General features: G+C 74.0%; 22 protein-coding genes and 2 pseudogenes. 16 read left to right on the top strand and 8 right to left on the bottom strand.

Annotated features, from left to right (window positions below; genetic code table 11):
• Positions 1-16: 16 nt before the first annotated feature.
• From aspA to ACSURM_RS32765, 4 genes and pseudogenes are all read left to right on the top strand, one after another.
• Positions 17-1,426 carry an aspartate ammonia-lyase gene (aspA, locus tag ACSURM_RS32750; protein WP_436959417.1) on the top strand — a complete coding sequence of 470 codons (1,410 nt, stop codon included), beginning with the start codon at positions 17-19 and terminating at the stop codon, positions 1,424-1,426.
• Positions 1,427-1,476: 50 nt separating this feature from the next.
• A complete protein-coding gene (locus ACSURM_RS32755) occupies positions 1,477-2,415 on the top strand; it encodes a glutaminase (RefSeq protein ID WP_436959419.1) in 939 nt (312 codons plus the stop codon).
• A gap of 148 nt (positions 2,416-2,563) precedes the next feature.
• Positions 2,564-3,962: pseudogene (gene mptB, locus ACSURM_RS32760) on the top strand (polyprenol phosphomannose-dependent alpha 1,6 mannosyltransferase MptB).
• A complete protein-coding gene (locus ACSURM_RS32765; protein WP_436959420.1) occupies positions 3,959-5,377 on the top strand; it encodes a glycosyltransferase family 87 protein in 1,419 nt (472 codons plus the stop codon). The pseudogene mptB and the gene ACSURM_RS32765 overlap by 4 nt, the downstream one beginning before the upstream one ends.
• 11 nt (positions 5,378-5,388) lie before the next feature.
• On the opposite strand, the pseudogene ACSURM_RS32770 reads toward ACSURM_RS32765, so the two are convergent.
• Positions 5,389-6,270 (bottom strand): annotated as a pseudogene (locus ACSURM_RS32770) (D-alanyl-D-alanine carboxypeptidase family protein); the annotation flags it as partial.
• Positions 6,271-6,369: 99 nt separating this feature from the next.
• Positions 6,370-7,518, bottom strand: a complete 1,149-nt coding sequence (rho, locus tag ACSURM_RS32775; protein WP_436959422.1) for a transcription termination factor Rho — start codon at positions 7,516-7,518, stop codon at positions 6,370-6,372.
• A gap of 505 nt (positions 7,519-8,023) precedes the next feature.
• On the opposite strand from rho, the gene ACSURM_RS32780 reads away from it, so the two are divergent.
• A complete protein-coding gene (locus tag ACSURM_RS32780; protein WP_436959424.1) occupies positions 8,024-8,485 on the top strand; it encodes a hypothetical protein in 462 nt (153 codons plus the stop codon).
• Positions 8,486-8,684: 199 nt separating this feature from the next.
• Here ACSURM_RS32780 and ACSURM_RS32785 read toward each other — a convergent pair whose 3' ends face one another.
• The 3 genes from ACSURM_RS32785 to ACSURM_RS32795 all read right to left on the bottom strand — a co-directional run bounded on the left by ACSURM_RS32785 (position 8,685) and on the right by ACSURM_RS32795 (position 11,274).
• Positions 8,685-9,455, bottom strand: a complete 771-nt coding sequence (locus ACSURM_RS32785) for a glucose 1-dehydrogenase (protein ID WP_436959426.1) — start codon at positions 9,453-9,455, stop codon at positions 8,685-8,687.
• 94 nt (positions 9,456-9,549) lie between these two features.
• On the bottom strand, positions 9,550-10,446 hold the full coding sequence (locus ACSURM_RS32790; RefSeq protein WP_436959428.1) for a tyrosine-protein phosphatase: 897 nt from the start codon (positions 10,444-10,446) through the stop codon (positions 9,550-9,552).
• A gap of 75 nt (positions 10,447-10,521) precedes the next feature.
• Complete coding sequence (locus ACSURM_RS32795) at positions 10,522-11,274, bottom strand: IclR family transcriptional regulator (RefSeq protein WP_436959430.1); 753 nt, start codon at positions 11,272-11,274, stop codon at positions 10,522-10,524.
• A gap of 342 nt (positions 11,275-11,616) precedes the next feature.
• Between ACSURM_RS32795 and ACSURM_RS32800 the strand changes: the two genes are divergently transcribed.
• From ACSURM_RS32800 to ACSURM_RS32850, 11 genes are all read left to right on the top strand, one after another.
• The gene (locus ACSURM_RS32800; RefSeq protein ID WP_436959432.1) at positions 11,617-12,774 is read left to right on the top strand and encodes a Rieske 2Fe-2S domain-containing protein; all 1,158 of its coding nucleotides are present in this window, start codon (positions 11,617-11,619) and stop codon (positions 12,772-12,774) included.
• Positions 12,771-12,986 carry a ferredoxin gene (locus ACSURM_RS32805; RefSeq protein ID WP_436959434.1) on the top strand — a complete coding sequence of 72 codons (216 nt, stop codon included), beginning with the start codon at positions 12,771-12,773 and terminating at the stop codon, positions 12,984-12,986. Before ACSURM_RS32800 ends, ACSURM_RS32805 begins: the two co-directional genes overlap by 4 nt.
• Positions 12,976-14,055, top strand: coding sequence for a 2Fe-2S iron-sulfur cluster-binding protein (locus ACSURM_RS32810; protein WP_436959436.1), 1,080 nt, complete (start codon positions 12,976-12,978; stop codon positions 14,053-14,055). Before ACSURM_RS32805 ends, ACSURM_RS32810 begins: the two co-directional genes overlap by 11 nt.
• 71 nt (positions 14,056-14,126) lie before the next feature.
• Positions 14,127-15,101 (top strand): LLM class flavin-dependent oxidoreductase, encoded by a 975-nt coding sequence (locus ACSURM_RS32815; protein WP_436959438.1) that lies wholly within the window; start codon positions 14,127-14,129, stop codon positions 15,099-15,101.
• 87 nt (positions 15,102-15,188) lie between these two features.
• On the top strand, positions 15,189-16,319 hold the full coding sequence (locus ACSURM_RS32820) for a Rieske 2Fe-2S domain-containing protein (protein ID WP_436959440.1): 1,131 nt from the start codon (positions 15,189-15,191) through the stop codon (positions 16,317-16,319).
• Positions 16,320-16,372: 53 nt separating this feature from the next.
• Positions 16,373-16,858: a flavin reductase family protein gene (locus ACSURM_RS32825; RefSeq protein WP_436959442.1), complete on the top strand. Its 486-nt coding sequence runs from the start codon at positions 16,373-16,375 to the stop codon at positions 16,856-16,858.
• Between the two features lie 41 nt (positions 16,859-16,899).
• Positions 16,900-18,024 (top strand): LLM class flavin-dependent oxidoreductase, encoded by a 1,125-nt coding sequence (locus tag ACSURM_RS32830; RefSeq protein WP_436959444.1) that lies wholly within the window; start codon positions 16,900-16,902, stop codon positions 18,022-18,024.
• Positions 18,025-18,029: 5 nt separating this feature from the next.
• Positions 18,030-19,409: an LLM class flavin-dependent oxidoreductase gene (locus ACSURM_RS32835; RefSeq protein ID WP_436959446.1), complete on the top strand. Its 1,380-nt coding sequence runs from the start codon at positions 18,030-18,032 to the stop codon at positions 19,407-19,409.
• 91 nt (positions 19,410-19,500) lie between these two features.
• The gene (locus ACSURM_RS32840; protein ID WP_436959448.1) at positions 19,501-20,190 is read left to right on the top strand and encodes a TetR/AcrR family transcriptional regulator; all 690 of its coding nucleotides are present in this window, start codon (positions 19,501-19,503) and stop codon (positions 20,188-20,190) included.
• Between the two features lie 186 nt (positions 20,191-20,376).
• The gene (locus tag ACSURM_RS32845; protein WP_436959450.1) at positions 20,377-21,906 is read left to right on the top strand and encodes an MFS transporter; all 1,530 of its coding nucleotides are present in this window, start codon (positions 20,377-20,379) and stop codon (positions 21,904-21,906) included.
• A gap of 233 nt (positions 21,907-22,139) precedes the next feature.
• Positions 22,140-23,123 carry an LLM class flavin-dependent oxidoreductase gene (locus ACSURM_RS32850; protein WP_436959452.1) on the top strand — a complete coding sequence of 328 codons (984 nt, stop codon included), beginning with the start codon at positions 22,140-22,142 and terminating at the stop codon, positions 23,121-23,123.
• On the opposite strand, the gene ACSURM_RS32855 is transcribed toward ACSURM_RS32850, so the two are convergent.
• The 3 genes from ACSURM_RS32855 to ACSURM_RS32865 all read right to left on the bottom strand — a co-directional run bounded on the left by ACSURM_RS32855 (position 23,087) and on the right by ACSURM_RS32865 (position 25,639).
• Positions 23,087-23,758, bottom strand: coding sequence for a TetR/AcrR family transcriptional regulator (locus ACSURM_RS32855; protein ID WP_436959454.1), 672 nt, complete (start codon positions 23,756-23,758; stop codon positions 23,087-23,089). The genes ACSURM_RS32850 and ACSURM_RS32855 overlap by 37 nt on opposite strands.
• A gap of 79 nt (positions 23,759-23,837) precedes the next feature.
• Complete coding sequence (locus tag ACSURM_RS32860) at positions 23,838-24,827, bottom strand: alpha/beta hydrolase (protein ID WP_436959456.1); 990 nt, start codon at positions 24,825-24,827, stop codon at positions 23,838-23,840.
• Positions 24,824-25,639: an SDR family NAD(P)-dependent oxidoreductase gene (locus tag ACSURM_RS32865; protein WP_436959458.1), complete on the bottom strand. Its 816-nt coding sequence runs from the start codon at positions 25,637-25,639 to the stop codon at positions 24,824-24,826. Before ACSURM_RS32865 ends, ACSURM_RS32860 begins: the two co-directional genes overlap by 4 nt.
• Positions 25,640-25,667: the final 28 nt, after the last annotated feature.

Below are 25,667 nucleotides of genomic sequence, written 5' to 3' on the forward strand. Positions count from 1 at the left end.
AGAGACCCGCACCCTCATGACCGCCGCCATCCGCCGCGAGCACGACCTGCTCGGCGACCGTGACGTCCCCGCCGACGCCTACTGGGGCATCCACACCCTGCGCGCGACGGAGAACTTCCCCATCACCGGCACCCCGATCTCCGCCTACCCGCACCTGATCGACGCCCTCGCCGCCGTCAAGGAGGCCGCCGCCCTCGCCAACGAGGAACTCGGTCTGCTGGCGCCCGAGAAGGCCGCCGCGATCGTCGCCGCCTGCCGGGAGATCCGCGCCGGGAAGCTGCACGACCAGTTCGTCGTGGACGTCGTCCAGGGCGGCGCCGGCACGTCCACCAACATGAACGCCAACGAGGTCGTGGCCAACCGCGCGCTGGAACTGCTCGGCCACGCCAAGGGGCAGTACACACATCTGCATCCCAACGAGGACGTCAACCTGAGCCAGTCAACCAATGACGTCTACCCGACCGCCGTCAAGATAGCGACGGTCTTCGCGGTACGTGGACTGCTCAAGGCGATGTCCGTACTCCAGGACGCCTTCGCGGGCAAGGCCGTCGAGTTCCGTGACGTGCTCAAGATGGGCCGTACACAGTTGCAGGACGCGGTACCCATGACGCTGGGTCAGGAGTTCTCCGCGTTCGCCGTCATGATCGAGGAGGACCGCAGCCGTCTCGCCGAGGCCGTCGAGCTGATCCACGAGATCAACCTCGGCGCCACGGCCATCGGCACCGGCCTCAACGCGCCCGCCGGGTACGCCGAGGCCGCCCGCCGCCATCTGTCCGCCATCACCGGCCTTCCGCTGGTCACCGCCGCCAACCTGGTCGAGGCCACCCAGGACTGCGGCGCCTTCGTCCAGATGTCCGGCGTCCTGAAGCGGATCGCGGTCAAGCTCTCCAAGAGCTGCAACGACCTGCGCCTGCTGTCCTCCGGTCCGCGCGCGGGCCTCGGCGAGATCAACCTGCCGCCGGTGCAGGCCGGCTCGTCGATCATGCCGGGCAAGGTCAACCCGGTCATCCCCGAGGTCGTCAACCAGGTCGCGTTCGAGGTGATCGGCAACGACGTTGCCATCACCATGGCCGCCGAGGCCGGGCAGCTCCAGCTCAACGCCTTCGAGCCGATCATCCTGCACTCCCTGTCGAAGTCGATCACGCACCTGCGGAACGCCTGCCGCACGCTGGCCGAGCGCTGTGTCTCCGGCATCACCGCCAACACCGAGCGGCTGCGCGCGACCGTGGAGAACTCCATCGGCCTGGTCACCGCGCTCAATCCGCACATCGGCTACACGGCCGCGACCGACATCGCCAAGGAGGCCCTCGCCACCGGCCGCGGCGTGGCCGAACTGGTGCTGGAGAAGGGCCTGCTGCCGGCCGGCCGGCTGGCCGAGCTGCTGCGCCCGGAGATCGTCGCGGGCAGCGGGGCACCGGCCGCCTGACCTGCGGCAAGGCCACCTCGACGAGCCCCGGGGACCGGCCGGGAGGCACAATGGTGATCATGACAACGACGTCGTCCGCCACCTACCTGCCGGTCCTGGAGCGCATCGCCGAGGAGATCAGCCACACGCCCGGGCGCGGCCGTCCCGCCGACTACATCCCGGCCCTCGCGGCCCGCGACCCGCGCAGCTTCGGCATGGCCGTCGCCGAGCCGGACGGCACGGTGTACGGGGTGGGGGACTGGCGGGAGCCGTTCTCCGCCCAGTCGATCACCAAAGTGTTCACGCTCGCCCTGGACCTGGCCCGGGAGGGCGACGAACTCTGGGAGCACGTGGGCCGCGAGCCCTCCGGCAACCCGTTCAACTCGCTGGTCCAGCTGGAGTACGAGAACGGCATCCCCCGCAACCCGTTCATCAACGCGGGCGCCCTCGTCGTCACCGACCGGCTGCAGACCCGTACCGGGGACGCGGCCGGCGAACTGCTGGACTTCCTGCGCGCCGAGAGCGGCAACCCCGCCCTCGACTTCGACACGGAGGTGGCCGCCTCCGAGACCGCGCACGGTGACCGAAACGCCGCCCTCGCCCACTTCATGGCGTCCTACGGCAACATCGACAACGACATACCGGTCCTGCTCGACCAGTACTTCCGGCAGTGCTCCATCGCCGCCTCCTGCGCCGACCTGGCCCTCGCCACCGGCTTCCTCGCCCGGCACGGCATCCGCGCCGACGGCAGCCGGCTGCTCAGCCGCAGCCAGGCCAAGCAGGTCAACGCGATCATGCTGACCTGCGGCACCTACGACGCGGCCGGCAACTTCGCCTACCGGGTGGGCCTGCCCGGCAAGAGCGGGGTCGGCGGCGGCATCATCGCCGTCGTACCCGGCCGGTGCACGCTGTGCGTGTGGAGCCCGGGCCTGGACGAACGCGGCAACTCGGTCGCGGGCGTCGCGGCCCTGGACCGCTTCACCACACTCACGGGCCTGTCGATCTTCTGAACCGGGACACCCGCGCGGCACCCGGGGGCACGCACGTGCCGCCGACCGCCCCGCCCCGTCCCCTGCCGGTCACACAGCCGCTCCCGCCCGGCAGGACCGGCGTCGCCCGCCGGCCACCCGGCGTTGCCACGCTGCCCCGGTGTTGGCCATGGCATTCCCCGTCGACCTCCGCCACTGCCAGGCCCTGGGCCTGGCCGGCACCGCCTTCCTCGCGCTCGGCGGCGAGACGGCCGGCGCCCTGCCGGTCCGGGAGCTGTGGGCGCCCGCCTCGGTGCACGCGGCCCTCGGCCTGGTCGGGGTGTACTTCGGCATCGTCCTGCTGACGGCGGCCTGGCTGTTCCTGGGCCGGCTGGTACGCGGCCCGCGTCCGCCCACCCCGCGCGCCCTGCTCCTCGTCCTGGCCCTCTGGGCGGCCCCCCTGCTGCTCGCACCCCCGCTGTTCAGCCGGGACGTCTACAGCTACCTCGCGCAGGGCGCCATGGCCGACGCCCACATGGACGTCTACGCCCACGGCCCGGACCGGCTCGGCGGCCCGCTCGCCGACGAGGTCGCCCCGATGTGGCGGCACACCGCGGCCCCCTACGGCCCCGCCTTCCTGGCGCTGGCCTCCGCGCTGTCCGGGCTGACCCACGGCGAGCTCCCCGCCGGCCTGCTCGGCATGCGGCTGGTCGCGCTGGCCGGCGTGGCCCTCATGGCGGTGGCGCTGCCCCGGCTCGCCCGGCACAACGGCGCCGACCCGGCCGCCGCGCTGTGGCTCGGCGCGCTCAACCCGCTGGTGCTGCTGCACCTGGTCGCGGGCGCCCACAACGACGCCCTGATGCTCGGCCTGCTCGGGCTCGGCCTGGTCGCCGCGCACGGCCCCCGGCCCGCCGTCGGGGCCGCCGGTGCCGTTCTCGTCACCCTCGCCGCGCTGGTGAAGGTACCGGCGGCGCTCGGCCTGCCGGTCGTCGTCGCCCTGCGGATCCGCTCCGGGGACCGCCCGCTGCGGGCCGTCCTGACCACGGCGGCGGCCTCCGCGGCGACCACGGTCGCCGCCACGGCCGTGGCCGGCACCGGTTACGGCTGGATCGGCGCCCTGGGCACGCCGGTCTCCCCGCACAACTGGGCGCTGACCAGCCTGCTCGGCCGGGCGACCGGCGCCCTGCTGGCCCGCCTCGACAGCGGACTGGCCCCGCTGGCCGTCCCCGCCTGGCACCTGCTGGGGCTCGCGGCCGCCGCCGTCGCCGTGCTGCTGACCGGGCGCAGACTGCGCGCCCGGCCGGTGTACGCGCTCGGCCTGTCCCTGCTCGCGGTAGCGGTCCTCGGCCCGGCGATCCGGCCCTGGTACGCGCTGTGGGGCCTGTTCCTCGTCGCCGCCGCCGCGCCCGGCACCCCGGTACGGCACCGGTCGGCCGCCCTGGCCGGGGTGCTCGCCCTCGCCGTGCTGCCCAGCGGCGGGCCCGCCGGACCGGGGCAGCTGGTGCTGGCGGCCTTGGGTCCTCGGCGTCGTCGTCCTGTGGCAGGCCCTCCTGGCCGCCCGGGCCCCGGTCCCGGGACGCCCGGCATGACGGGGCCGGACCGGGCGCGCGCACGGCTGGAACGGCTGGGACCGCGCACGGACCGGGGCCGGCTGCTGCTGGTCCTGCTGCTGGTGGCCGCCGTCACCGCGTTCACGGCGACCGTGCCGCTGCTGCGGGGCTTCTTCGACCTGCGGGTGTACTACGGCACCGTGCACACCTGGGCGCACCACGGCGGCCGGATCTACGACTACCGGGTGCCGGGCACGGTGTACGGCTTCACCTACCCGCCGTTCGCCGCCGTCGCCATGCTGCCGTTGGCCGTGCTCGGCCGGGGCGCGGCGATCGTGGTGTCCCTGCTGGTGAACCTGTCCGCGCTCGCGGCGGTGCTGCGGATCCTGGCCGGGACCGGCCGGCCGCGCCGCGGCTGGTACCGGTGGGCGCTGTGCCTGTGCCTGCTGGCCCTGTTCGAGCCGCTGCGGGACACCTTCAGCTTCGGCCAGGTGAACCTGGTGCTGCTGGCGCTGGTCCTCGCCGACTGCCTGCTGCTGACGACCGGCCGGGGTCGCTGGGCGGGCGCCGGGACCGGGCTGGCCGCCGCGGTGAAGCTGACGCCCGTCCTGTTCATCGGGCTGCTGCTGCTCGCCGGGCGGCGCCGGGCCGCGGCCGTCGCGACGGCGGTCGCCGCCGCCGCGACCGCGCTGGCCGCCTGGGCCGACCCGGCGGCCTCCCAGTTCTACTGGACCGAGGCGCTGTGGGACACCGGCCGGGTGGGGCGGCTCGACTACGTGTCGAACCAGTCGCTGCAAGGGGTGCTGGCGCGCCTCGGCGAGACCGGCCGCCCCTTGTGGGCGTCGGTGGTCCTGCTGACCCTGTGCGTCTGGGCGTGGCGGGCCCGCCGGGCGGTCGTGGCCGGCGACTGGCCGGCGGCGTTCGCGCTCACCGGCACCGCGGCCTGCCTGGTCAGCCCGATCACCTGGGTGCACCATCTGGTGTGGCTGCTGCCGTCCTTCGCGGTCCTGGTCCGCGCCGGGCACCCGCGGATCGCGGGCGCCCTGTACGCGGTGCTGTGCACCAGCGTGGTGTGGCTGTGGGCCGGTGACGCAGCGGGCCTCGACGGGTTCCTCGGTGCCAACGCCTACGTCTGGGTCTCGCTGGGCCTGCTGCTCGGCCTGCCGGTGGGTCAGCCGCGGGCGGTGCGGCTCCCCTTGGCCCGCAGCGCCAGCGCCACGGCTCCCGCGCCGAGTCCGGAGAGCCCCGCCACGACGGCGGCGGGCGACCAGCCGGAGTCGTCGTCCGAGGCCGGTGCGCCGGCCGCCGCCACCGGCGCGGCCGACGGCTCCGTGCGGGAGGGCGGGCGCAGTCCGTCCAGCGAGCCCACCGGGTCCACCTGCCCGGCCGCCGTGAAGCCCCAGTCGAGCAGCGCGCGGGCCTCCTCGTACACGGTCAACCCGCCGTCTGCCTGAGGGTTGAGGACGCTCACCACGAGGGTGTGCCCGTTCCGGCGCGCCGCGGCCACGAGCGTGTTGCCCGCGTCGCTGGTGTAGCCGTTCTTGATGCCGATCAGCCCGGGGTACGGTGCCACGCCGTCCTCGCCGGTCAGCAGCCGGTTGGTGTTCGCGATGGGGTACGACGAGCCGTCACCGGGGAAGCTGGCCTCGGCGGTGCCGCAGTACCGGGCGAAGTCGGGGTCGCGCAGGCCCGCCCGGCCGAACACCGCGAGGTCGAAGGCGGAGGACACCTGGCCGGGGGCGTCGTAGCCGTCCGGGGAGACGACATGGGTGTCCAGCGCGCCGAGTGAGCGGGCCTTGTCCTGCATCCGGGCGGCGGTGGCCTCCCAGCCGCCGCCGAGCCGGGCGAGGACGTGCACGGCGTCGTTCCCGGAGCTGAGGAAGACCCCCCGCCACAGGTCGGCGACCTGGTAGGTGTGCCCCTCCTCGACGCCGACCAGGCTGCTGCCCTCGCCGACGTCCGCCAGTTCGTCGTAGCGCACGGTGTGCTGGAGCCCGCCGGGCAGCAGGGGCAGGACGGTGAGCGCGAACAGGGTCTTCAGGGTGCTGGCGGGGGGCAGTTCGCGGTGTGCGTCGTGCGCGGCCAGCACCTCGCCGCTGCCCGCGTCGGCGACGAGCCAGGAGAGCGCCGAGACGTCGGGCAGTCCGGGGGCGCTCCGGTGCGGCCGGACCTGGGTGCCGGACCTGTACAGCAGGGACGGCCCGGGCATCGCCGCCGGGGGGCGGGGCGGGGCGGGTTCCCCGGCCGGGGGTCCGGCGGCGGCAGCGGCCGGTGTGAGCACCAGCAGGCCCGCCACACAGAGGGAGCAGGCCGACACTGCCACGCGATACGAGAATCCGGTGATCATACGATCAACCTACGAACAGGGTGCGCATCCCTCACCCCGCCGGGGCCGTTCGGGGCGCGGAGTAACCCGGATGCCGCACCGGGGCGCCCGGGGCCGGGGTCAGCCGGCCGGGAGGGTGGGCCGGACCTGCCGCAGGAACGCGGCGTTGTCCGGGGTGCCGCGCAGCCGTTCGAGCAGGGTCTCCACGGCGGACGGGCCGCCCTCCCGGGCGCGCAGGGCCCGGCGCAGTCCGCGTACGGCGGTCAACTCGGCCGGGGTGAGCAGCAGTTCCTCGCGGCGGGTGCCGCTGGCGTCGATGTCCACGGCGGGGAAGACCCGCCGGGCGGCCAGCTCCCGGTCCAGGCGCAGCTCCATGTTGCCGGTGCTCTTCAGCTCTTCGAAGAAGTAGCCGTCGGCCCGGGAGCCGGTGTCCACCAGGGCCGAGGCGAGGATGGTCAGGGAGCCGCCCTCCTCGGCCTGGCGCGCGGCGCCGAAGAACCGCTTGGGGCCGATCAGCGCACCGGCGTCGACGCCGCCGCTCAGGGTGCGTCCGCCGGCGGCGGAGGTGTTGTTGTACGCGCGGCACAGCCGGGTCAGCGAGTCCAGCAGGACGACGACGTCCTCGCCGGCCTCGACCAGCCGCTTGGCCCGCTCCACGACCAGTTCGGCGAGGGCGATGTGGTCCTTGGGCGAGCGGTCGAAGGTGGAGGCGTACACCTCCCCGTGCACCGAGCGGCGCATCGCGGTGACCTCCTCGGGCCGTTCGTCGATCAGCAGGACGATCAGCCGGCACTCGGGGTGGTTGCCGGCCACGGCGGCGGCGAGCTGCTGGAGCAGCACGGTCTTGCCGCTCTTGGGCGGCGCCACGATGAGGCCGCGCTGGCCCTTGCCGACCGGCGCGAGCAGATCGGTGAGGCGCCCGGTCAGTCCGGCGCCGGGGTGCTCCAGACGCAGGCGCCGGTGCGGATGGAGCGGGGTGAGCTCGTGGAACCGGCGGCGCGCGCGGGGTTCCCCGGGGGCGCGTCCGTTGACGCGCGCGATCCCGATAAGGGACCGCTGGGCGCCCCGGACGCCCTCGACCAGGTCGCCCTTGCGCAGTCCGTGACGGCGCACGAGCGCCGGCGGGACCTGCGGATCGGCGGGGGAGGGCAGCAGGCTCGCGGCCCTGAGATGTCCCTTCCCGTGCGCGTCGATGTCCAGCACGCCGGTGACGAGCGGGGCGGCCGGTGTCTGCGGGGCCTCGGGAGGGGGTGCGAGTGTGGTGGTCATGCGGGTGTCCTTTCGCGGACGGGACAGGGCGGAGCAGCGGGGTGCGGCCGCGAGCGGGAGGCGTCTGCGACTGCCTCCGGGCGGCGGAGACGGTGCCTCGGATGCGGGCGGAGAAGGCCCGTCACGAGGCGGTACCGGGAAGCTGAGGCGCCGGGGGCCGGGAATTCCGGGACGGCGGCGAACCGATCAGCTGAGAAAGGGAGACTGGCACCGGCGCCCACCTTGGGCGTGCACGAGTGCTGATAGCACATTACCACTGAATGGGGCGCGGCGTCCGTGACGCGGGCGACAAACCACCGGATCGTGGCATTCCCGCGGGGCCGGGGGCGCCCGCGGGGCCCGCCGACCGCACCACGCAACGGCGAGGGACCGGCGGTGAGTTGCCGGAGCCCGGTGCGGACACCCGATCATCGTGACGGGTCCGTCACCCCGGCCGGTCGCTCGTGGGGGTGGTGATCCGGCGTGGAGCGGACCGCCGCCGCGGGCGGTGCGGCACAGTGGGCGCGTGCCTCGCCGACTTCTTCCGCTGGTGGTCGCCGCTCTGGTGAGCGTCGCCGGCTGCACCACCGTCGACCCCGTCCCCCACCCCGGAGCCGCCGGTTCCCGCCGCGCCCTCCCGCCGGACGCCGCGACGACACCGTCGGTCCTGCGGGCCCCGGTGAGCGAGCCGGGCACCGGGGCGGCGCTCGTGCGCACCGACGACGGGCACCCCGGCCGGCCGCCCGGCCCGGCGGCCCGTACCCGAGAAGCCGCCTCCGGGGGCGGACCGGCGCCCGCCGCGCCCCGGACCGCCCCCGCCGCACCGGCCCCCCAGCCGCGCGCGAAGCGCCGCCCGCCCGCGCACCCGGCCCCCCGCCCCCGTACGGCCTCCCGCCCGCCCGCCGTGGTGATGCGCGACCTGTGCCGCCGCGCGGACGGCGTGGCGGCGCCCGAGATCGTCCGCCTGTGCCACGAGACCTACGGCTGAGCCCGACCGGCCCTGGGGGTCCGGCGAGGGGTGCCCGCGCGTCTCGGGCGCGGCGGACCTCACGGTTCGCGGGTCACCCGGAGCGGTTCCGCCGGCCGGCGGTGTGCCCGGCCGGCTGCGGTCCGGTATTCCCCGTCCGCTGTTGTCGGGGCGCACGCGCCCGCGGGCCGGTCCTTCCCTGGCCCGCGCGCCCGCGCGGTCAGTCGCCCATCGCGTACCGGACCGTCGGGCCGGCCGTCCAGCCGCCGTCCACCGCCAGCTCGGCGCCCGTGACGTAGGCCGCCGCGTCCGACAGCAGGAAGACCACCGCGCCCCCGACCTCCTCGGCCTCGCCGACCCGCCCCATGGGGGTGTTCGGGTACTTGCCGGGGCCCCGCTCGATGCCGACCGAGGCGGTCATCGGGGTGTAGGTCATGCCGGGGTGGACGGAATTGACGCGGATCCCGGCCGTTCCCAGCTCCACCGCGCCGATCTTGGTCAGCCCCCGCACCGCCCACTTGGACGCGCCATAACCGGCGGTCAGCGCCAGGCCCATCAGGCCGGCGGCCGACGAGATGTTGACGATGGAGCCGCCGCCGTTCTCCTTCATCACCGGGATGACGGCCTTCATGCCGATGAAGACGCCGGTGAGGTTGATGTCGACGACCTTGCGGAAGTGCTCGACCGACTCCGCCTCCAGGAACGCCCCGGTGGCGATGCCGGCGTTGTTCACCAGGCCGTGCACGGCGCCGAATTCCGTCACCGCGCAGGCCACCACCCGCTCCCAGTCCTCCTCGGACGTCACGTCGTGCGCGAGGAACCTCGCCGCCCGCTCCCCGAGCGCGGCGGCCGTCGCCCTGCCCTCCTCCTCCCGTACGTCGGTGAGGACGACCCGCGCGCCGGCCGCGACGGCCTGCCGGGCCGCCTCCGCGCCCAGGCCGCGGGCCGCGCCGGTGATGATGACGGTCTTGCCGGACAGGTCGTTCGTCATGGTTCCTCCGTGCCGTGCGCCGCCGCGGGGAACGCGGGGCGGTGTCGATCCACAGGGTCGGGGCGGTCACTGCCGCGCGTGAGCGGACGTGCCGTCACAGGAGCATCCGCTCGCGGAGCTCGTCCACGGTGCGGGAGTCCAGGCCGAGGCCGTCGGCGAAGTAGGAGCGCAGGGAGCCGTAGCCCTTCTTGACCTCGGCCAGCGCGGCGTCCAGGTACTCCGGGCGTACCTCCTGGAGCGGGATCAGCAGATCCGGGTCCGCCATCATCCCGGCCGCCTTGAGCCCCTCGCGGGTCCGCGCGTCCGCGGCGGCCCGGAAGGTGTTCGACGCCAGGTAGTCCTCGCGTGCCGTGGCCTCCGGTACGCCGAGGGCCAGCAGGATCAGGTAGGCCGCCCAGCCGGTACGGTCCTTGCCGGACGTGCAGTGGTAGAGGAGCGGGAGGCCGTCGCCGCCCGCGATCGCGCGCAGGACCTCCGCGAACCGCGCGCGGTTGCCGGCGACGGTGACGAAGGCGCGGTAGACCCCGGTCAGGAACTCGGCTGCCTTGCCGTCACCGAGCAGCTGCCGCTGCCTGACCGGGTCCGCGCAGGCGATGGCGTCCTGCGTGTAGGCGTACAGCCCGGAGTCGGTGATGCTGTGGGAAGTGCAGGTGAGGCTGGCGGGGAGGATGTCCGCGCCGTCGGAGTCGACCTCCAGGGGTATCCGGTAGTCGAGGACCGTGCGCAGGCCGAGGCCGTCGAGGGTCACCAGGTCGTCGGGGGTGAGCTTGTTCAGCGCGTCGGAGCGGTAGACCCGGCCGTAACCGACCTGCCGGCCGCACTGCGTGGGGTAGCCGCCCAGGTCACGGAGGTTGGCCGCGCCGTGCAGCGGGAACTGGCGGATGGTGGTCGAGGCGGCGGACGCGGCCGGGGGAGCGGCGGCGACTGCGGTCCCGGCGGTGACGGCCACGGCCGCCGCGGCGCCGAGGAAGGTGCGTCTGGGGATGTCCAAGGGAACTCCGCTACAGGAAGAGAGGGATAAGGGGAGTGGCGGGGCTTCGGGGTGGGGGCCCCGCGTGAGCGGGCGTCAGGAGGCGGCCGGTGCGTCACCGTCGCCGTCATCGCGGCCGGTTTCCGCGGCTCCGCGCCGTACGTTCGCCGCCGTACGCCGCACCATGGCCGCGAGCTTCGGGAAGCGCATGTGCTCGAGCGGGCCGCTGACCGACACGGCGGCGAGCGCCGCGGTGTCGCCCGCGCCGATGACCGGCGCGGCGACGCAGCCGACGCCCGGCATGGTCTCCTCGTGACCGTAGGCGACACCGCGCTCGCGGATGTCGGCGAGTTCGGCCCGGAAGCGGTGCGGGGCGAGCTCCACCTCGCGGCACGCGGCGGGGGAGTGGGCCATGAGCGCCTTGCCCACCACGGTCCGGTGGGCCTGCGGCCGCCCGTTCACCAGTGACCGGGAGGGGATGCCGGAGCGTCCGCCGACCTGGACGAGGTAGACGACCTTCCCCTCGTCGAGGACCGCGAGCTGCGCGGCCAGCCCGGTCCAGGCGTGCAGCTGGTGGAGGTGGCGCACCGCGGCGGCCCGGACCCGGTCCTGGTGGTACATCACCGAACCGAGCTCCATGATCCGCATGCCGAGCCGGTAGTCGTTGTCGTCCCGGCGCAGGAAACGGACTTCCACCAGCTGTTCGAGGATGCGGTGCGCGGAGGAGCGCGGCAGTCCCGTGCGCCGTACCACCTGCGACAGCGTCAGGCCGTCCGCCTGCTCCAGGACATCGAAGATGGACACCACCCGGTCGATCATCGACACGGGGGAGTGGGTCCGCTCCGCCATGGAAGGTAACGCGGGGGACGAGCCGGGCGGCGGCGCGGAAGGCCGCGGGCAGGGCGGCGCCGGAGAGGGGGCGGAAGGGGACATGGGACTCCTCGGCGGTACCGGCGAGACACATGTGTCTCGTACGTCGGGGCCCTATGTGTAACTCAAGCCACGCACGCCACGCCAGTGTTATACGTTTCGGCCAACCGGTGGGCGTGATTCCGCCTCCGCCGGTGTCCCGTTCAGCGGGAGCCCCTCTGGTGAGCCGCGAAGCGCCCACCAAGACTCTGGCGCACCGGCATCCGAGCCGGCGCCGCGGCTGACGGCCGGCCGGCGGCGCAGAGTCTGAGAGGACGTCCCATGAGTGCGCCCAGCACCACGGAGCACGAGGTCAGAACCATCGAGGCGGGCAGCCCCCCGGAGCGTTTCGCGCGGGGCTGGCACTGCCTGGGGCTCGCCGAGTCGTTCCAGGACGGCGAGCCCCACGAGATCGAGGCGTTCGGCACCAAGCTCGTGGTCTTCCAGGCCCAGGACACCGGGCGGCTGCACGTCCTGGACGCCTACTGCCCGCACATGGGCGGGAACCTGGCGCGCGGCACGGTCAAGGGCGACACGGTCGTCTGCCCCTTCCACGGCTGGCTGTGGAAGGGCGACGGGCGGTGCGCCGACATTCCGTACGCCCACCGGGTCCCGCCCCGGGCCAGGACGCGGGCCTGGACCACGCTGGAGGAGAACAAGCAGCTCTTCGTCTGGTACGACCCCGAGGGCGCGCCCCCGCCGGAGGACGTCACCATCCCGCGCATCGAGGGCGCGTTCAGCGACGAGTGGAGCGACTGGACCTGGCACTCGCTGCGCATCGACGGCTCCCACTGCCGCGAGATCGTCGACAACGTCGTGGACATGGCGCACTTCTTCTACGTCCACAACTCCTTCCCGACGTACTTCAAGAACGTCTTCGAGGGGCACATCGCCACCCAGTACCAGGCGACCGCGCCGCGCGGTGACATGACCGCTGCCGAGACGGTCTCCGCCCAGGGCGACACCCGGTCGGTGGCCTCGTACTACGGACCGTCGTACATGGTCGTGTACCTGGACATGGACGTGGACGGCACGACCGTCGAGACGGCGATGATCAACTGTCACTACCCGGTCGGCGCCGATTCCTTCGTCCTGATGTACGGGGCGCTGGTGAAGAAGCTCCCCGGCATGACGGACGAGATGGCGGCCGAGTCGGCGGCCATGGCCGCGCAGGGCCTGGCGGCCGGGTTCGAGCAGGACATCGAGATCTGGAAGAACAAGACCAGGATCGACAACCCGCTGCTCTGCGACCAGGACGGGCCGGTGTACCAACTGCGCCGCTGGTACGAGCAGTTCTACGTGGACGTCGCCGACGTGCGGCCGGAGATGACGGACCGGTTCGAGTTCGAGATCGACACCGAGCGGGCCGTCAAGGTGTGGCAGGCCGAGGTCGACGCGAACCTCGCCCGGCGCGCGGAAGCCGCCCGGGGTGAGGCGTGAGCATGCGGCCGGTGTCCTGCGAGGCGTGCGGCACCGGGGTCCTCGTGGAGAAGCGCAGCCTTCCGCACACCAGCGTCCAGTGGACGGGGCCGACCGACCGCTGCCCGGAACTGGCGGGCGGCGGCGCGCGGATCGCGGGGTGCGTCCGGCTGCGCGCGTCCATCGAGCGGGAGGTGCGTGAGGGAAGGCTGACGGTTGCCCATGACGACTGAACAGCCCCGAGCCCGGGGCCGGGACGACGAGCGGGCCGGGACGGCGACGACGGTGATCGTCCAGCGGGTGGTCCAGGAGACCGCGGACGCGGTGAGCCTGGTGCTCCGGCCCGAGGCCGGCCGTCGGCTGGCGCCCCTGCCCGGCCAGTTCCTGACCGTACGGGTGCCGGGCGGACACGCGCGCTGCTACTCCTTCTCCCGTACCGGGCCCGAGCCGGCCATCACCGTCAAACGCGTCCCCGGAGGAATCGGCTCCAACTGGCTGTGCGACACGGCCACGGCGGGGACGCGGCTGACCGTGCTGCCGCCCGCCGGGACCTTCACACCGTCCTCCCCGGACGCCGACCTGCTGCTCGTCGCGGCGGGCAGCGGCATCACCCCCCTCCTCCCCATGGCCCGGTCGGCACTGGAGCGGGGCACGGGCCGGGTGGTGCTCCTCTACGCCAACCGGGACCCCGGTTCCGTCATCTTCCGCGACGAACTGCGCCGGCTCGCCGCCGCCCACCCCGCGCGCCTGCTCGTCCACCACCTCCTGTCGTCCGTCCAGGGGCGGCCGCGCAGGGAGCAACTCGCCCAGCTCGTCGCCCCGTACGCCGGGCGCGAGGTGTTCCTCTGCGGCCCCGAGGGCTTCATGGCCGCCGCGGACGACGTCCTGCGTGCCCAGGGAGCCGCGCGCGAGCGCGTGCGCCGCGAGGTGTTCGTCTCGCTCTCCGGCGACGTCTTCGCCGAGGCGCCCGCTCCGCCGCCCCCGGCCGGGACGGGCGGGCCCGCGCCGGCCCCCTCCGGGGGCGGCGTGGACCTGCTCGTCGACATCGACGCGCGGTCCCACGCCCTGGCCTGGCCCGCCGGGACCACCCTCCTCGACACGCTGCTCGCCGCCGAGGTCGACGCCCCCTTCTCCTGCCGTGAGGGCTCGTGCGGCGCCTGCGCCTGCCGCGTCGTACGCGGGGAGGTGGACCACGGCACGGGCGGAGCACTGACGCCAAAGGACCGGGCGGAGGGCTACGTCCTGGCCTGCCGCGCCCGGCCCGTGGACGGCGGGCCGCCCGTCCACGTCAGCTACGACTGACCACCCTCCCGCGCCGCCACCCGTCGGCCCTCCGTCCGCTTGTCCCTCCATCTGCTTGGGAGACCCCTTCCGTGCCCCGTCTGTCCGTCCTGGACACCACCTTCGTCCCCACCGGCTCCACCGTCACCGAAGCCCTGGCCGGGAGCGTCGCCGTCGCCCGGCTCGCCGAGCGGCTCGGCCTCGCCCGCATGTGGGTGACCGAGCACCACAGCCACCCGACGCTGGCCGCCGCCACCCCGGCGGTCCTGATCGCCCACCTCGCCGCGCACACCGACCGGATACGCCTCGGGTCCGGCGGGGTCCTGCTGCCCCACCACGCCCCGCTGACCGTCGCCGAGCAGTTCGCGCTGCTCACCGCGCTCCACCCGGGCCGGATCGACCTCGGCGTCGGACGGGGGGCGGGCACCGACCGGGCCACCTCCCACGCCCTGCGCCGCTCGGACGCCGCGGACTTCGCCGACCAGGTCGGGGAGCTCGCCGCGTTCCTCGGCATCGACGCGTGGCCCCCGGCACACCCTTACCGTCAGGTCCGTACCGTTCCCGACGCGGTGCCCGCCCCGCCGCTGTGGATCCTCGGCTCCAGCCCGTACGGCGCGCGCCTCGCCGCCGAACGCGGGCTGCCGTTCGCCTTCGCCCACCACTTCGGCGGTGACACCGCCGCCGCGATCCGCCTCTACCGGGACGGCTTCCGGCCGTCCGCCGCACTCGCCGAGCCCTACGCCGTCATCAGCCTGACCGCGATGGCCGCGGAGACGGACGCCGAGGCGCGGTACCACGCCGCGTCCCAGGAACTGGCCCAGCTGAAGATCTCGCGCGGCCTGCCGGACGCCCTGCTGCCGGCCGACCAGGCCAACGCGCTGCTCCGCGGCGCGACCACCCCCTTCGGCGCCAGGTCCGTGGTCGGCGAGCCGCACGCGGTCGCCGAGGAACTGGAGCGGCTCGCCGAGTCCACCGGCGCCGACGAACTGATGATCGTCACCTGCGTCCACGACCAGGAGGCACGGCTGCGCTCCTACGAGCTGATCGCCGAAGCCATGCGCTCCTGACCCGGCGGACAGGACCCGGCCGGGCCACCCCCCGGCCGGTCCCGCCCTGCCCACCGGTCCCAGCCCGCCCCAGAGGAGGAGTCCCTCATGAGCACACCCCGTCAGACCCCCACCCGGTTCGCCCGTGGCTGGCACTGCCTGGGCCTCGCCCGGCGGTTCGCGGACGGCCGACCGCACGAGATCGAGGCGTTCGGCACGAAACTGGCCGTCTTCCGCGGTCGGGACGACGGACGCCTGCACGTCCTGGACGCGTACTGCCGGCACATGGGAGGCAATCTGGCCCACGGCACCGTCAAGGGCGACACCCTCGCCTGCCCCTTCCACGACTGGCGGTGGGGCGGCGACGGCAAGTGCGCCGCGATCCCGTACGCGCAGCGGGTCCCGCCTCGCGCCAGGACCCGCGCGTGGACCACGCTGGAGGAGAACGGGCAGCTGTTCGTCTGGTACGACCCGGAGGGGAACCCGCCCGGCCCCGGCGTGACCATCCCGCGCATGGACTGGATCGAGGACGGGCCGTCCGGAGGTTCCGAGGCGGCCGAGTGGTCGGACTGGACCTGGGACAGTGTCCTGGTCGAAGGCGCGCACTGCCGCGAACTCGTCGACAACATCGTGGACATGGCGCACTTCTTCTATGTGCACCACTCGGTGCCGACCCGGTTCACCAACGTCTTCGAGGGCCATGTCGCCTCGATGTACGTGGAGAGCACCCCGCGCCGGGACTCCGGGATGGAGCTGATCGGCGCCGATCTGAGCCTGCGCTCGGACGCCGCGTACTACGGCCCCTCCTACATGATCGACCGCATCTGGCAGCCCCTGGGCGACGGCACGGAGGCGGAGACCGTCCTCGTCAACTGCCACTACCCGGTCACCGCGGACAGCTTCGTGCTGATGTACGGCGTCAGGGTCCGCAGGCTTCCGGGCACGACCGCCCGGGAGGCCGAGGACATGGCTGCCCGGACCGCCCGGGGCATGCGGGTGGCCTTCGACCAGGACATCGAGATCTGGCGGCACAAGACGCGTGTCGACAGCCCGCTGCTGTCCGACGGCGACGGTCCCGTCTACCAACTCCGTCGCTGGTACGAGCAGTTCTACGTGGACGCCGCCGACATCCGGCCGGAGATGACGGCCCGGTTCGAGTTCGAGGTAGACACCCGGCGCGCCGGCGAGGCGTGGGAGCGGGAGATGGCCGCCAACCTCGCCCGGACCGGCACGCCCTGAGCGCCTTCGGGAACCGCCCCCCACGCCCACGACCGCCCTGGAAAGGAACCCGCATGTCCCCACTGATCGAGGAATCCGCCCTGCGTGACGCGGCGTCGACCTTCGGCACCGGCGTGGCGGTCATCACCGCCCAGGGCCCGGACGGCCCGGCGGGCATGGCCGTGCAGTCCTTCGCCTCGCTCTCGCTGGACCCGCCGTACATCACCTTCTCCCCGGCCCGTACCTCCCGCAGCTGGCCGCTGATCCGTGCGGCGGGCCGGCTGGCGGTGAACGTGCTCGCGGCCGACCAGTGCGAGCTGTCCCGGTGCTTCGCCGCCAGCGGAGGGGACAAGTTCGCGGGGATCGCGTGGCAGCCGGGCCACAACGGCGCGCCGGTCCTGGAGGGTGTCCTCGCCTGCTTCGAGGCGGACATCGAGGACGAACTCCCGGGCGGCGACCACACGATCGTGATCGGCCGGGTCACCCGAGCGCGGTCGCTGCGCGACGCCGACCCCCTCCTCTACTTCCGCCGGACGTACCGGCGGCTCACCCCCGCCTGAACGGCCCCGCCCGCCCACCTCCCGAAGAAGGAAGCAGGAACGTGAAGTTCTCCATGATCTTCGAGGCCCAGATGGCCGATCCCACCCCGGAACACGAGCGCCAGGTCCTCCACGACTGCGTGGAACAGGCGGTGTTCGCCGAGGAGATGGGCTTCGACCGGATCTGGGCCGTCGAGCACCACGCGCTGAAGTGGTACGCGCACATGAGCGCCTCCGAGATCTTCCTCACCTGGGTCGCCGCCCGCACCTCCAGGATCCGTATCGGCCACGGCGTGGTCACCATGCCCTTCGGCTACCAGCACCCGGTACGGGTGGCCGAGCGCGCCGCCATGCTCGACGTGCTCTCCGGCGGCCGGGTCGACATCGGCTCCGGGCGCGGCGCCACGCGGCAGGAGATGTCCATGTACGGCGTCCGGCCGGAGGACACCGGTCCGCAGATGGAGGAGGCTCTGCGCATCTTCGCGAGCGCCTGGCGCGAGGAGCGGTTCGAGTGGCACGGCTCGCTCGACATCGGCCCCGGCGCGATCCTGCCCAGACCGGTGCAGGCCCCGCACCCTCCGCTGTTCATGGCCTGCTCCAAGGAGGAGTCCCTGCGCCTGGCGGCCGAGTACGGGATCGGGGCGCTGGTCCTCGGCTTCGCCGGTGCGGACAACATCCGGCACCTGCGCGGGATCTACGACGACGCCATCGCGGGGCGCTCCGGCGAGAGGCTGGTCTCCACCGAGGTCAACGACCACTTCTCCGCGCTGTGCCCGACGATCGTCCTGGACGACGCCGAGCGGGCCCGCCGGATCGGCCTGCGCGGCCAGCGCTACTTCGCCGAGTCCATCGCCCACTGGTACGGCGACGGCCCCGTGCCCGACCAGCGCCCGGACGCGGGCGACGACGCCGCCGCCCTGGAGCAGGGCCGCGAGCGCCTGGTCGCGAAGCTCCACGAGGCGGAGATCCCGGTCACGCCCAGCGACACCGGCACCTACAACGCCGACCACGCCTACGGCTCCGCCGAGAACGCCATCGCCTACGTCGAGGAGTTGCGGCGGATCGGCGTGGACGAGGTGATGTGCCTGATCCAGATGGGCACCGTGCCGCAGGAGGCGTGCATGGAGACCATCCGCCAGTGGGGCGAGAAGGTCATTCCGCACTTCCGCGCGGCGGGGGGCGAGTGACCGCCATGACGCACAAGCCCCTGCTGTTCAACGCGTTCACCATGAACTGCGTCTCCTTCATCAACCACGGCCTGTGGCGGCATCCCGCGACCCGGCAGACCGACTACACCGACCTGGACACCTGGATCGAGCTGGCCCGCATGCTGGAACGGGGGCGCTTCGACACGCTGTTCTTCGCCGACGTCATCGGTACGTACGACGTCTACCGGGGCGGCCTCGACACCGCGATCCGTGAGGCCACCCAGTTCCCCAACAACGATCCGTCCGTCCTCATACCGGCGCTCGCCCACGCCACCGAACACCTGGGCTTCGCCTTCACCGGTTCCGTGCTCCAGGAGCATCCCTTCACCTTCGCCCGCAAGGTGTCGACGCTCGACCACCTCACCAAGGGACGGGTCGCCTGGAACATCGTCACCTCCTTCCAGTCCTCCGCCGGCCGCAACTTCGGCTTCGAGGAGCAGGTCCCGCACGACGAGCGCTATGTGTGGGCCGACGAGTACATGGAGGTCGTCTACAAGCTGTGGGAGGGCAGCTGGGAGGACGGAGCGGTCCTGCGCGACAAGGAGAACGGCGTCTACGCCGATCCCGCCAGGGTCCACCCGGTCAACCACGCCGGAGCCCGCTACCGCGTCGCGGGACCGCACCTCTCCGAGCCCTCGCCGCTGCGCACCCCGGTGCTCTTCCAGGCCGGCTCCTCGGAGGCCGGCCGCTCCTTCGCGGCCCGGCACGCCGAGGGCACCTTCATCCTCGCTCCCAACCCGCTGGCGGCCCGGACCAACATCGAGGACGTACGGGCCAGGGCGGTCGCCGCCGGCCGCCGGGCCGACGACATCGCGTTCTTCCAGGGGCTGTCGTTCGTCGTGGGCAGCACGGAGGAGGAGGCCAAGCGCAAGAACGACGAGATCGACGACCACATCAGCGTCGAGGGTCTGATGACCCACATGAGCGGCAACATCGGGGTGGACCTGAGCGCCATCGACCCGGAGAAGCCGCTGAGCGAGCTGCGCACGGAGGTCGCGCACGGTGCCGTACGGGGCATCATCGAAGGCGCTCCCGACCAGACGCAGACGTTCGCCGACCTGGCCCGGCTGATCACCACCACACGCGTCGTGGGCACCCCCGAGCAGATCGCCGACGAGCTGGGCACCTGGGCCGCCGCCGGGGTCGACGGCTTCAACATCACCTATGTCATCACCCCCGGCACCTTCGAGGACTTCATCGACCACGTGGTGCCCGTGCTGCAGGAACGCGGACTCATGCGCCGCGCCTACGAGCCGGGGACCCTTCGCGAGAAGCTCCGTCCCGGATCGGGGCCCCGGCTCCCCGGGCGTCATCCCGCGGCCTCGTACCGCCGCGCAAAAAACAGAGAGATTTTCTCCGTTTAGCTCTATGCCTTCGCGAAGAGGAGAGATATTCTCCGTTTGTAGGTCGCGGTCCCGTGTGCGGGGCCGAGTCGAGAGGGGTGGGGTGAGCGCGATGGCGGACGATGTCGCCGGTGCGGTACGGGCCCGGGAGGCGAAGCCCGTACGGCGGGCCGATCAGGCCCGGAACAGGGAGCGCATCGTCGCCGCCGCGCGCGAGGTCTTCGCCGTCCGGGGGACGGGCGCCCCGATGGACCTGATCACCCGCACGGCGGGGGTCGGCAGCGCCACGCTCTACCGCCACTTCCCCGACCGGGACACCCTGGTGCACGGCGTCTGCCTCGATGTCGCCGACCGGATCTCCGAGCGGGGCCGGGCCGCCCTCGCCGAGGAGGCCGACCCCTTCGAGGCGCTGCGCCGCTTCGCCGTCGGCGCGGTGGAGGAGGGCATCGGCGCACTGTGCCTGATGCTCCCCGACCACCTGTGGGTGGACGACGTCGAGCTGCACGCGGCCCGGCGGCGCGTCGACGCGGTGGCCGAGGAGGTGGTCCGGCGGGCGCAGCGAGCCGGCCGCATGCGGGGCGACGTCGGGGTCGGCGATGTAATGGTGGCCCTCAGTCAGCTCGCCCGCCCGCTCCCCGAGGGCGTCTGCGCCGACATCGAGCGCCTCACGGAGCGCCATGTCCGGCTCTTCCTGGCCGGCCTCGAACTCCCGGGCGGCGGTGGCCTGCCGGACGGCGGGCCCGGATGGCCGAGCGCCGAACTGCCGGGCCGCCCGGCGACCCTGGAGGACCTCCGCCGCTGAGACCGGGTCCCCGGAGCGCTGCCTGACGCGGCGTTCCACCGTGAAGCCGTACGCATCCCGCCGCGGGCCGCCGGCCCGGCGGATGCGTCAACCTGTCATGCCCATGTCATATCTGTCACATCTGTCACGCCTGGTCGACCCCTGGCGTCGACCGTTCCTCTCGTGAAGAGCCGAGGTAGCACAGCCATGTCCGAAACGACGGCATCACCCGTCACACCGACCACCACCCCCGACCCACGGCGCTGGAAAGCCCTCGCCTTCATCGCGATGGCGCAGCTCCTGGTCAACCTGGACACCACCATCGTCAACATCGCCCTGCCCTCGGCCCAGGCCGATCTGGGCATCTCCGACGGCAACCGGCAGTGGATCGTCACCGCCTACGCCCTCACCTTCGGCGGTCTCCTGCTGCTCGGCGGCCGGATCGCCGACCTGTGGGGCCGCCGCCGCACCTTCCTCACCGGCCTGATCGGCTTCGCCGCCGCCTCCGTCCTCGGCGGCGCCGCCGGCGACCAGGTCCTGCTGTTCGCCGCACGCGCCCTCCAGGGAGCCTTCGGCGCACTGCTCGCACCGGCCGCCCTCTCCCTCCTCGCGGTCCTCTTCACCGACCCCCAGGAACGCGGCAAGGCGTTCGGCCTCTACGCCGCCATCTCCGGCAGCGGCGCCGCCATCGGCCTCCTCCTCGGCGGCGTCCTCACCGAGTACCTCGACTGGCGCTGGACGCTGTACGTCCTGGCCCCCGTCGCGCTCCTCGCCGCCGCCGGAGCGGCGGCCGTCATCCGCGAACCGGCCGGCGCCCGCAACCGCTCCCCGCTCGACCTCCCCGGCGCCGTGCTCTCCACCCTCGGCCTCGCCGGCCTGGTCTACGGCGTCACCCGCGCCGAGTCCCACGGCTGGGACGACACCACCACCATCGCCCTGCTGGCCGGCGCCGTGGTCGTCCTCGTCCTCTTCGTCGTCCTCCAGGCGAAGGTGAAGACCCCGCTCCTCCCGCTGCGCGTCGTCACCGACCGCAACCGCGGCGGCGCCTTCCTCTCCCTGGGCCTGGCCATCATCGGCCTGTTCGGCCTGTTCCTCTTCCTCACCTACTACTTGCAGGTCGTCAAGGGCTACTCGGCCGTCCTGACCGGCGTCGCCTTCCTGCCCCTGACGGTGGGCCTGATGGCCGGCTCCACCCAGATCGGTGCCCGCCTGCTGCCCCGCGTACCGCCCCGCCTGATCATGGGCCCCGGCTTCCTCCTCGCCGCCCTCGGGCTGCTGCTGCTCACCCAGCTCGAAACGGACAGCTCCTACGCCCTGTTCGTCCTGCCCGGACAGCTCCTGTTCGGACTCGGCCTCGGTACCGCCATGATCCCCGCCATCTCCCTGGCCACCATCGGCGTACGCCCGGGCGACGCCGGTGTCGCCTCGGCCATGGTGAACACCGCGCAGCAGATCGGCGGCGCCATCGGCACCGCCCTGCTGAACACCATCGCCGCCGGCGTCACCGCCGCCTACGTCGACGCCCACGCCGGGGAGGAAGCTGCCCTGTCCGCCGGCATGGTGGACGGCTTCACCACCGCCTTCTGGTGGTCGGTCGGCATCCTGCTCGTCGCCGCCGTCGTCGTCCTCGCCGCCGTCAACGCCCGCGCACCCGGCGGCCCGGAGGCCGGCCCGCAGGACGCGGAGCCCTCCTCCCCGGCCCCGTCCGGGACGGCGGAACCGGCGCAGCAGGCCTGACGCCCGCGCCGCCGGAACCGTCGGCTCCGGGCCGCCCGGGGCCGGGCCGCCGGGGGCGTCGCTCGCCGGTCGGCGACGCCCGCCGCCTCCGCCGGCCGCCCTGATGCCGCCCCGCCGCCCCGCCGTCCCGCACCCGGCGGGGCGGCGGGGCGCTCAGCCTCGTACGACGGCCGGGGCCCACCTCAACCCCACCCCACCCCACGCCCATCCGCCCACCGGTTGGAGTCCCACCCGTGACGACCGCCCTGTCCGTCCTCGACCCCACCGTCATCCCCAGCGGTCTCACCGCCGCGGACACCGTCGCCGCGAGCGTCGGTCTCGCCCGGCACGCCGAGGAACTCGGCTACCGGCGGCTGTGGGTGACGGAGCACCACAACCACCCCGGTCTCGCCATGGGGACCCCGCCCGTCCTGATGGCGCACCTGGCCGCGCGGACCAGCCGGCTGCGCATCGGTTCCGGTGGCGTCATGCTGCCCAACCACGCCCCGCTGACCGTGGCCGAACAGTTCGCCCTGCTCGCCGCGCTCCATCCCGGCCGGATCGACCTCGGCGTGGGGCGCGGGCCGGGCACCGATCCGGCCGCCGCCCACGCGCTCCGCCGCGCCGACGCGCACGACTTCCCGCAGGCGGTGGCGGAGTTGCAGGCGTTCCTGGGCGGGCGGGAGTGGCCGCCGGGGCACCCGTACGGCACCATCCGCACGGTACCCGAGCCGGTCGCGCCCCCGCCCCTGTGGATCCTCGGTTCGAGCATGTACGGCGCGCGCCTGGCCGCCGCCGCGGGGCTTCCCTTCGCCTTCGCCCACCACTTCGGCGGCGGCGACGCGGAGCCCGTCCTCCGGCTGTACCGCGACACCTTCCGCCCCTCGGCGGCGCGGGACCGGCCTCGTACCCTCATCACCGTGACCGTGGTCGCCGCCGACACCGCCGCGGAGGCCCGCCGCCACGCAGCCTCCCAGGAACTCGTCCAGCTGCGGATCGCCCGGGGCCTGCCGGACGCGCTGCTGCCCGCCGACGAGGCGGCGGCCCGGCTCGGCGGCGGCGCCACCCCGTTCGGCGCCTCGGCCGTCGTCGGCGACCCGTTCATGGTCCGGGACGAGCTGGACCAGCTGATGAAGTCGACCGGTGCCGACGAACTGATGGTGAACACCTGCGTCCACGACCAGCGGGCCCGCCTGCGCTCCTACGCGCTCGTGGCCGAGGTCATGGCCGCGGGCTGAGGCTCCGGCCGCCGCCGCACCGCCCCGTCGAAGTAGAGGGCCGTGACGGACCGCGCGGCCTCTTCCAGCTCCTCGCCGATGAACTGCGGGTACAGCAGGGCGCCCTGGATCAGGGCGCCGTGCAGCGCGCCGAGCCGCTCCGCCGGGAGGTCGCACCGCAGGACACCCTCGCGCTGGCCACGCGCGGCCAGCTCCGACAGGGGGCGGGCGACGGCCAGTTCGCGCCGTGTCGGCTCGCTCGCCGGACCCGGCAGGCCGACGACCCAGTACTCGCGTCCCACGGCGAGCAGCGCACGGGTCGCGGCCAGGACGGCGTCCCGGACCGGCGCGCCGGAGAGGTCCGCCCGGCGCAGGGCCCGTACGCATTCGTCCGCGGCGAACTGCGTCAGCTCCGCGAACAGCGCCTCCCGGTCGGCGAAATGGCGGTACAGCGTGGCCCGGCCGACGCCGGCGGTCCGGGCGATCTCGGCCATGCCCACGCCGCGGCCGTGCGTGCGCACCGCGTGTGCCGCGCCCCGCAGGATGGCCCGGTGCACGCACCCCTCACCCGGGGAGCCGCCGGCACCGGCCGGGCCGCCCACGGGAGCGGGTACGGAAACGGGGGCGGGGGTGTCGCGCGCTGCCGTGTCACTCATCGCGGCAGCGTAACCGCACGCTTCCGGGGGCGGTACCGCAGGCCCCCGCAGGAGGCGTGCGGTACCGACGGCCCGCGGTTCAGGTGCCCGGCGCCGGGGTGCCGTCGATGCCGAGCCGCTCCCGCAGCCAGGCCACGGCGTGCTCCTGCGCGGCGGCCGCCTCGGGCAGCTCGTCGGCGAAGTCGATGAAGCCGTGGAACATCCCCCGGGCCCGGTGGATCTCGACCCGGTCGAGCCGGGCCGCGTAGGCCCGCCCCTCGTCCCGCAGCGGATCGCACTCCGCCTCCACCAGCAGCGCGGGGGGAAGCCCGCCGGTGTCCTCCGCGAGCGCGGGCGCGACCTCCGCGGTGGGCTCGGCGCCGCCGAGGTACCGCTCCCAGTACCAGCGCATCGCCGCGGCGGTCAGGAAGTGGCCCTCACCGAAGTCCCGCATCGACGCCGTGTCCAGACGCGGGTCGAGCGCGGGGTAGACGAGCAGTTGGGCGGCTGGCCGGGGGCCGCCCCGGTCGCGCGCCGCCAGGCAGACCGACGTGGCGAGGTTGCCTCCCGAGCTGTCGCCCGCCACGGCGATGCGCGCGGGGTCGCAGCCGAGGGACGCGGCATGGCGCACGGCCCAGTCGAACGCCGCGCGGGCGTCCCGGACCGCCGCCGGGGCCGGATGCTCGGGGGCCAGCCGGTAGTCGACGGAGACCACCACGGCGCCGGTCCCGGCCGCCAGCAGACGGCAGAGCCCGTCGTGGCTGTCGAGCCCGCACAGCACGAAACCGCCGCCGTGGAAGAAGAGGACGAGCGGTAGCGCACGGCCCGGCTCGCCCCCCGCCCGGCCATGCGGCGGCCCGTACGGACGGTAGATCCGCACGGGCAGGGGAGGGGCTCCCGCCGGGCCGGGGATCGTACGGTCGGTGACCGACGCGAGCGCGGGCAGCCGGGCGGGCGGCCGGGCGATGGCACGCCGTACGGCGGCGGCGTCCGTGCCGGGGCCGAGCACGGGGAAGCCGGCGGTGAGGGCGTCGGCGAGGGCGCGGGCCGCCGGGGTGAGGACGGCCGGGGCCGGGGACGGGCCGTTCACTGCGCCGCCAGCCCGCCGTCGACCGCGAACTCCGCGCCCGTCACATAGGCGGAGGCGTCGGACGCGAGGAAGAGCACCAAGCCGGTGACGTCGTCGGGCGTACCGATCCGCCGCGCGGGGACGTGCGGCCACTCCTCGCGGCCGGCGCCGCCGCCGGTCACCGCGGCGATCATGGGGGTGTCGATCACGCCGGGGTGGACCGAGTTGACGCGGATGCCCTCGGCGGCCACGTCGAGCGCCACCGACTTGGTCATTCCGCGCAGCCCGAACTTCGTGGCCCCGTACGCGGTGTGCCCCGGGATGCCCTTCAGTCCGGCGGTGGAGGAGATGTTGACGATCGACCCGCCGCCCACGGCACGCATGGCGGGCAGCACGGCCCGGATACCGAGGAACGGACCGAGCAGATTCACCGCGAACAGCGTGCGGAACTCTTCCTCGGACTGCTCTCCCACGTGCGCCGTGCGCCACAGCGCGGCGTTGTTGACCAGGACGTCCAGTCGGCCGAGCCGTTCCCGGGCGTACCCGACCACGCGCGCCCAGTCCTCGGCGGACGAGACGTCGTGGCGTACGAAATGCGCGGCGTCCGCACGCCCCAGCCCCCGGCGGATCGCCTCCGCCTCGGCCTCACCGCCCCGCTCGTCGACATCCGTCAGCACCACCGACGCGCCCGCGCCGGCGAGCGTGCGCGCGTGCCGCGCCCCCTGGCCGCGCGCGGCACCGGTGACCAGGGCCACCCGCCCGGTCAGATCGAAAGCGGCCGGGGGCGGCGCCCCCGCGGGCGACCCGGCCGCGGGCAGGGTGTCTTCGGGCATCGAGAGCTCCACCGGATCTCCTCGGGGT

This window comes from Streptomyces sp. SudanB182_2057 (assembly GCF_964272715.1).
Classification (GTDB): Bacteria; Actinomycetota; Actinomycetes; order Streptomycetales; family Streptomycetaceae; genus Streptomyces; species Streptomyces rubradiris.

Excerpts from the sequence above, each read along its gene's own strand:
- aspA (WP_436959417.1), top strand. The coding sequence starts at position 17 with ATGACCGCCGCCATCCGCCGCGAGCACGACCTGCTCGGCGACCGTGAC.
- ACSURM_RS32755 (WP_436959419.1), top strand. The coding sequence starts at position 1,477 with ATGGTGATCATGACAACGACGTCGTCCGCCACCTACCTGCCGGTCCTG.
- ACSURM_RS32765 (WP_436959420.1), top strand. The coding sequence starts at position 3,959 with ATGACGGGGCCGGACCGGGCGCGCGCACGGCTGGAACGGCTGGGACCG.
- rho (WP_436959422.1), bottom strand. The coding sequence starts at position 7,518 with ATGACCACCACACTCGCACCCCCTCCCGAGGCCCCGCAGACACCGGCC.
- ACSURM_RS32785 (WP_436959426.1), bottom strand. The coding sequence starts at position 9,455 with ATGACGAACGACCTGTCCGGCAAGACCGTCATCATCACCGGCGCGGCC.
- ACSURM_RS32795 (WP_436959430.1), bottom strand. The coding sequence starts at position 11,274 with ATGGCGGAGCGGACCCACTCCCCCGTGTCGATGATCGACCGGGTGGTG.
- ACSURM_RS32800 (WP_436959432.1), top strand. The coding sequence starts at position 11,617 with ATGAGTGCGCCCAGCACCACGGAGCACGAGGTCAGAACCATCGAGGCG.
- ACSURM_RS32810 (WP_436959436.1), top strand. The coding sequence starts at position 12,976 with ATGACGACTGAACAGCCCCGAGCCCGGGGCCGGGACGACGAGCGGGCC.
- ACSURM_RS32820 (WP_436959440.1), top strand. The coding sequence starts at position 15,189 with ATGAGCACACCCCGTCAGACCCCCACCCGGTTCGCCCGTGGCTGGCAC.
- ACSURM_RS32825 (WP_436959442.1), top strand. The coding sequence starts at position 16,373 with ATGTCCCCACTGATCGAGGAATCCGCCCTGCGTGACGCGGCGTCGACC.
- ACSURM_RS32835 (WP_436959446.1), top strand. The coding sequence starts at position 18,030 with ATGACGCACAAGCCCCTGCTGTTCAACGCGTTCACCATGAACTGCGTC.
- ACSURM_RS32840 (WP_436959448.1), top strand. The coding sequence starts at position 19,501 with ATGGCGGACGATGTCGCCGGTGCGGTACGGGCCCGGGAGGCGAAGCCC.
- ACSURM_RS32845 (WP_436959450.1), top strand. The coding sequence starts at position 20,377 with ATGTCCGAAACGACGGCATCACCCGTCACACCGACCACCACCCCCGAC.
- ACSURM_RS32855 (WP_436959454.1), bottom strand. The coding sequence starts at position 23,758 with ATGAGTGACACGGCAGCGCGCGACACCCCCGCCCCCGTTTCCGTACCC.
- ACSURM_RS32865 (WP_436959458.1), bottom strand. The coding sequence starts at position 25,639 with ATGCCCGAAGACACCCTGCCCGCGGCCGGGTCGCCCGCGGGGGCGCCG.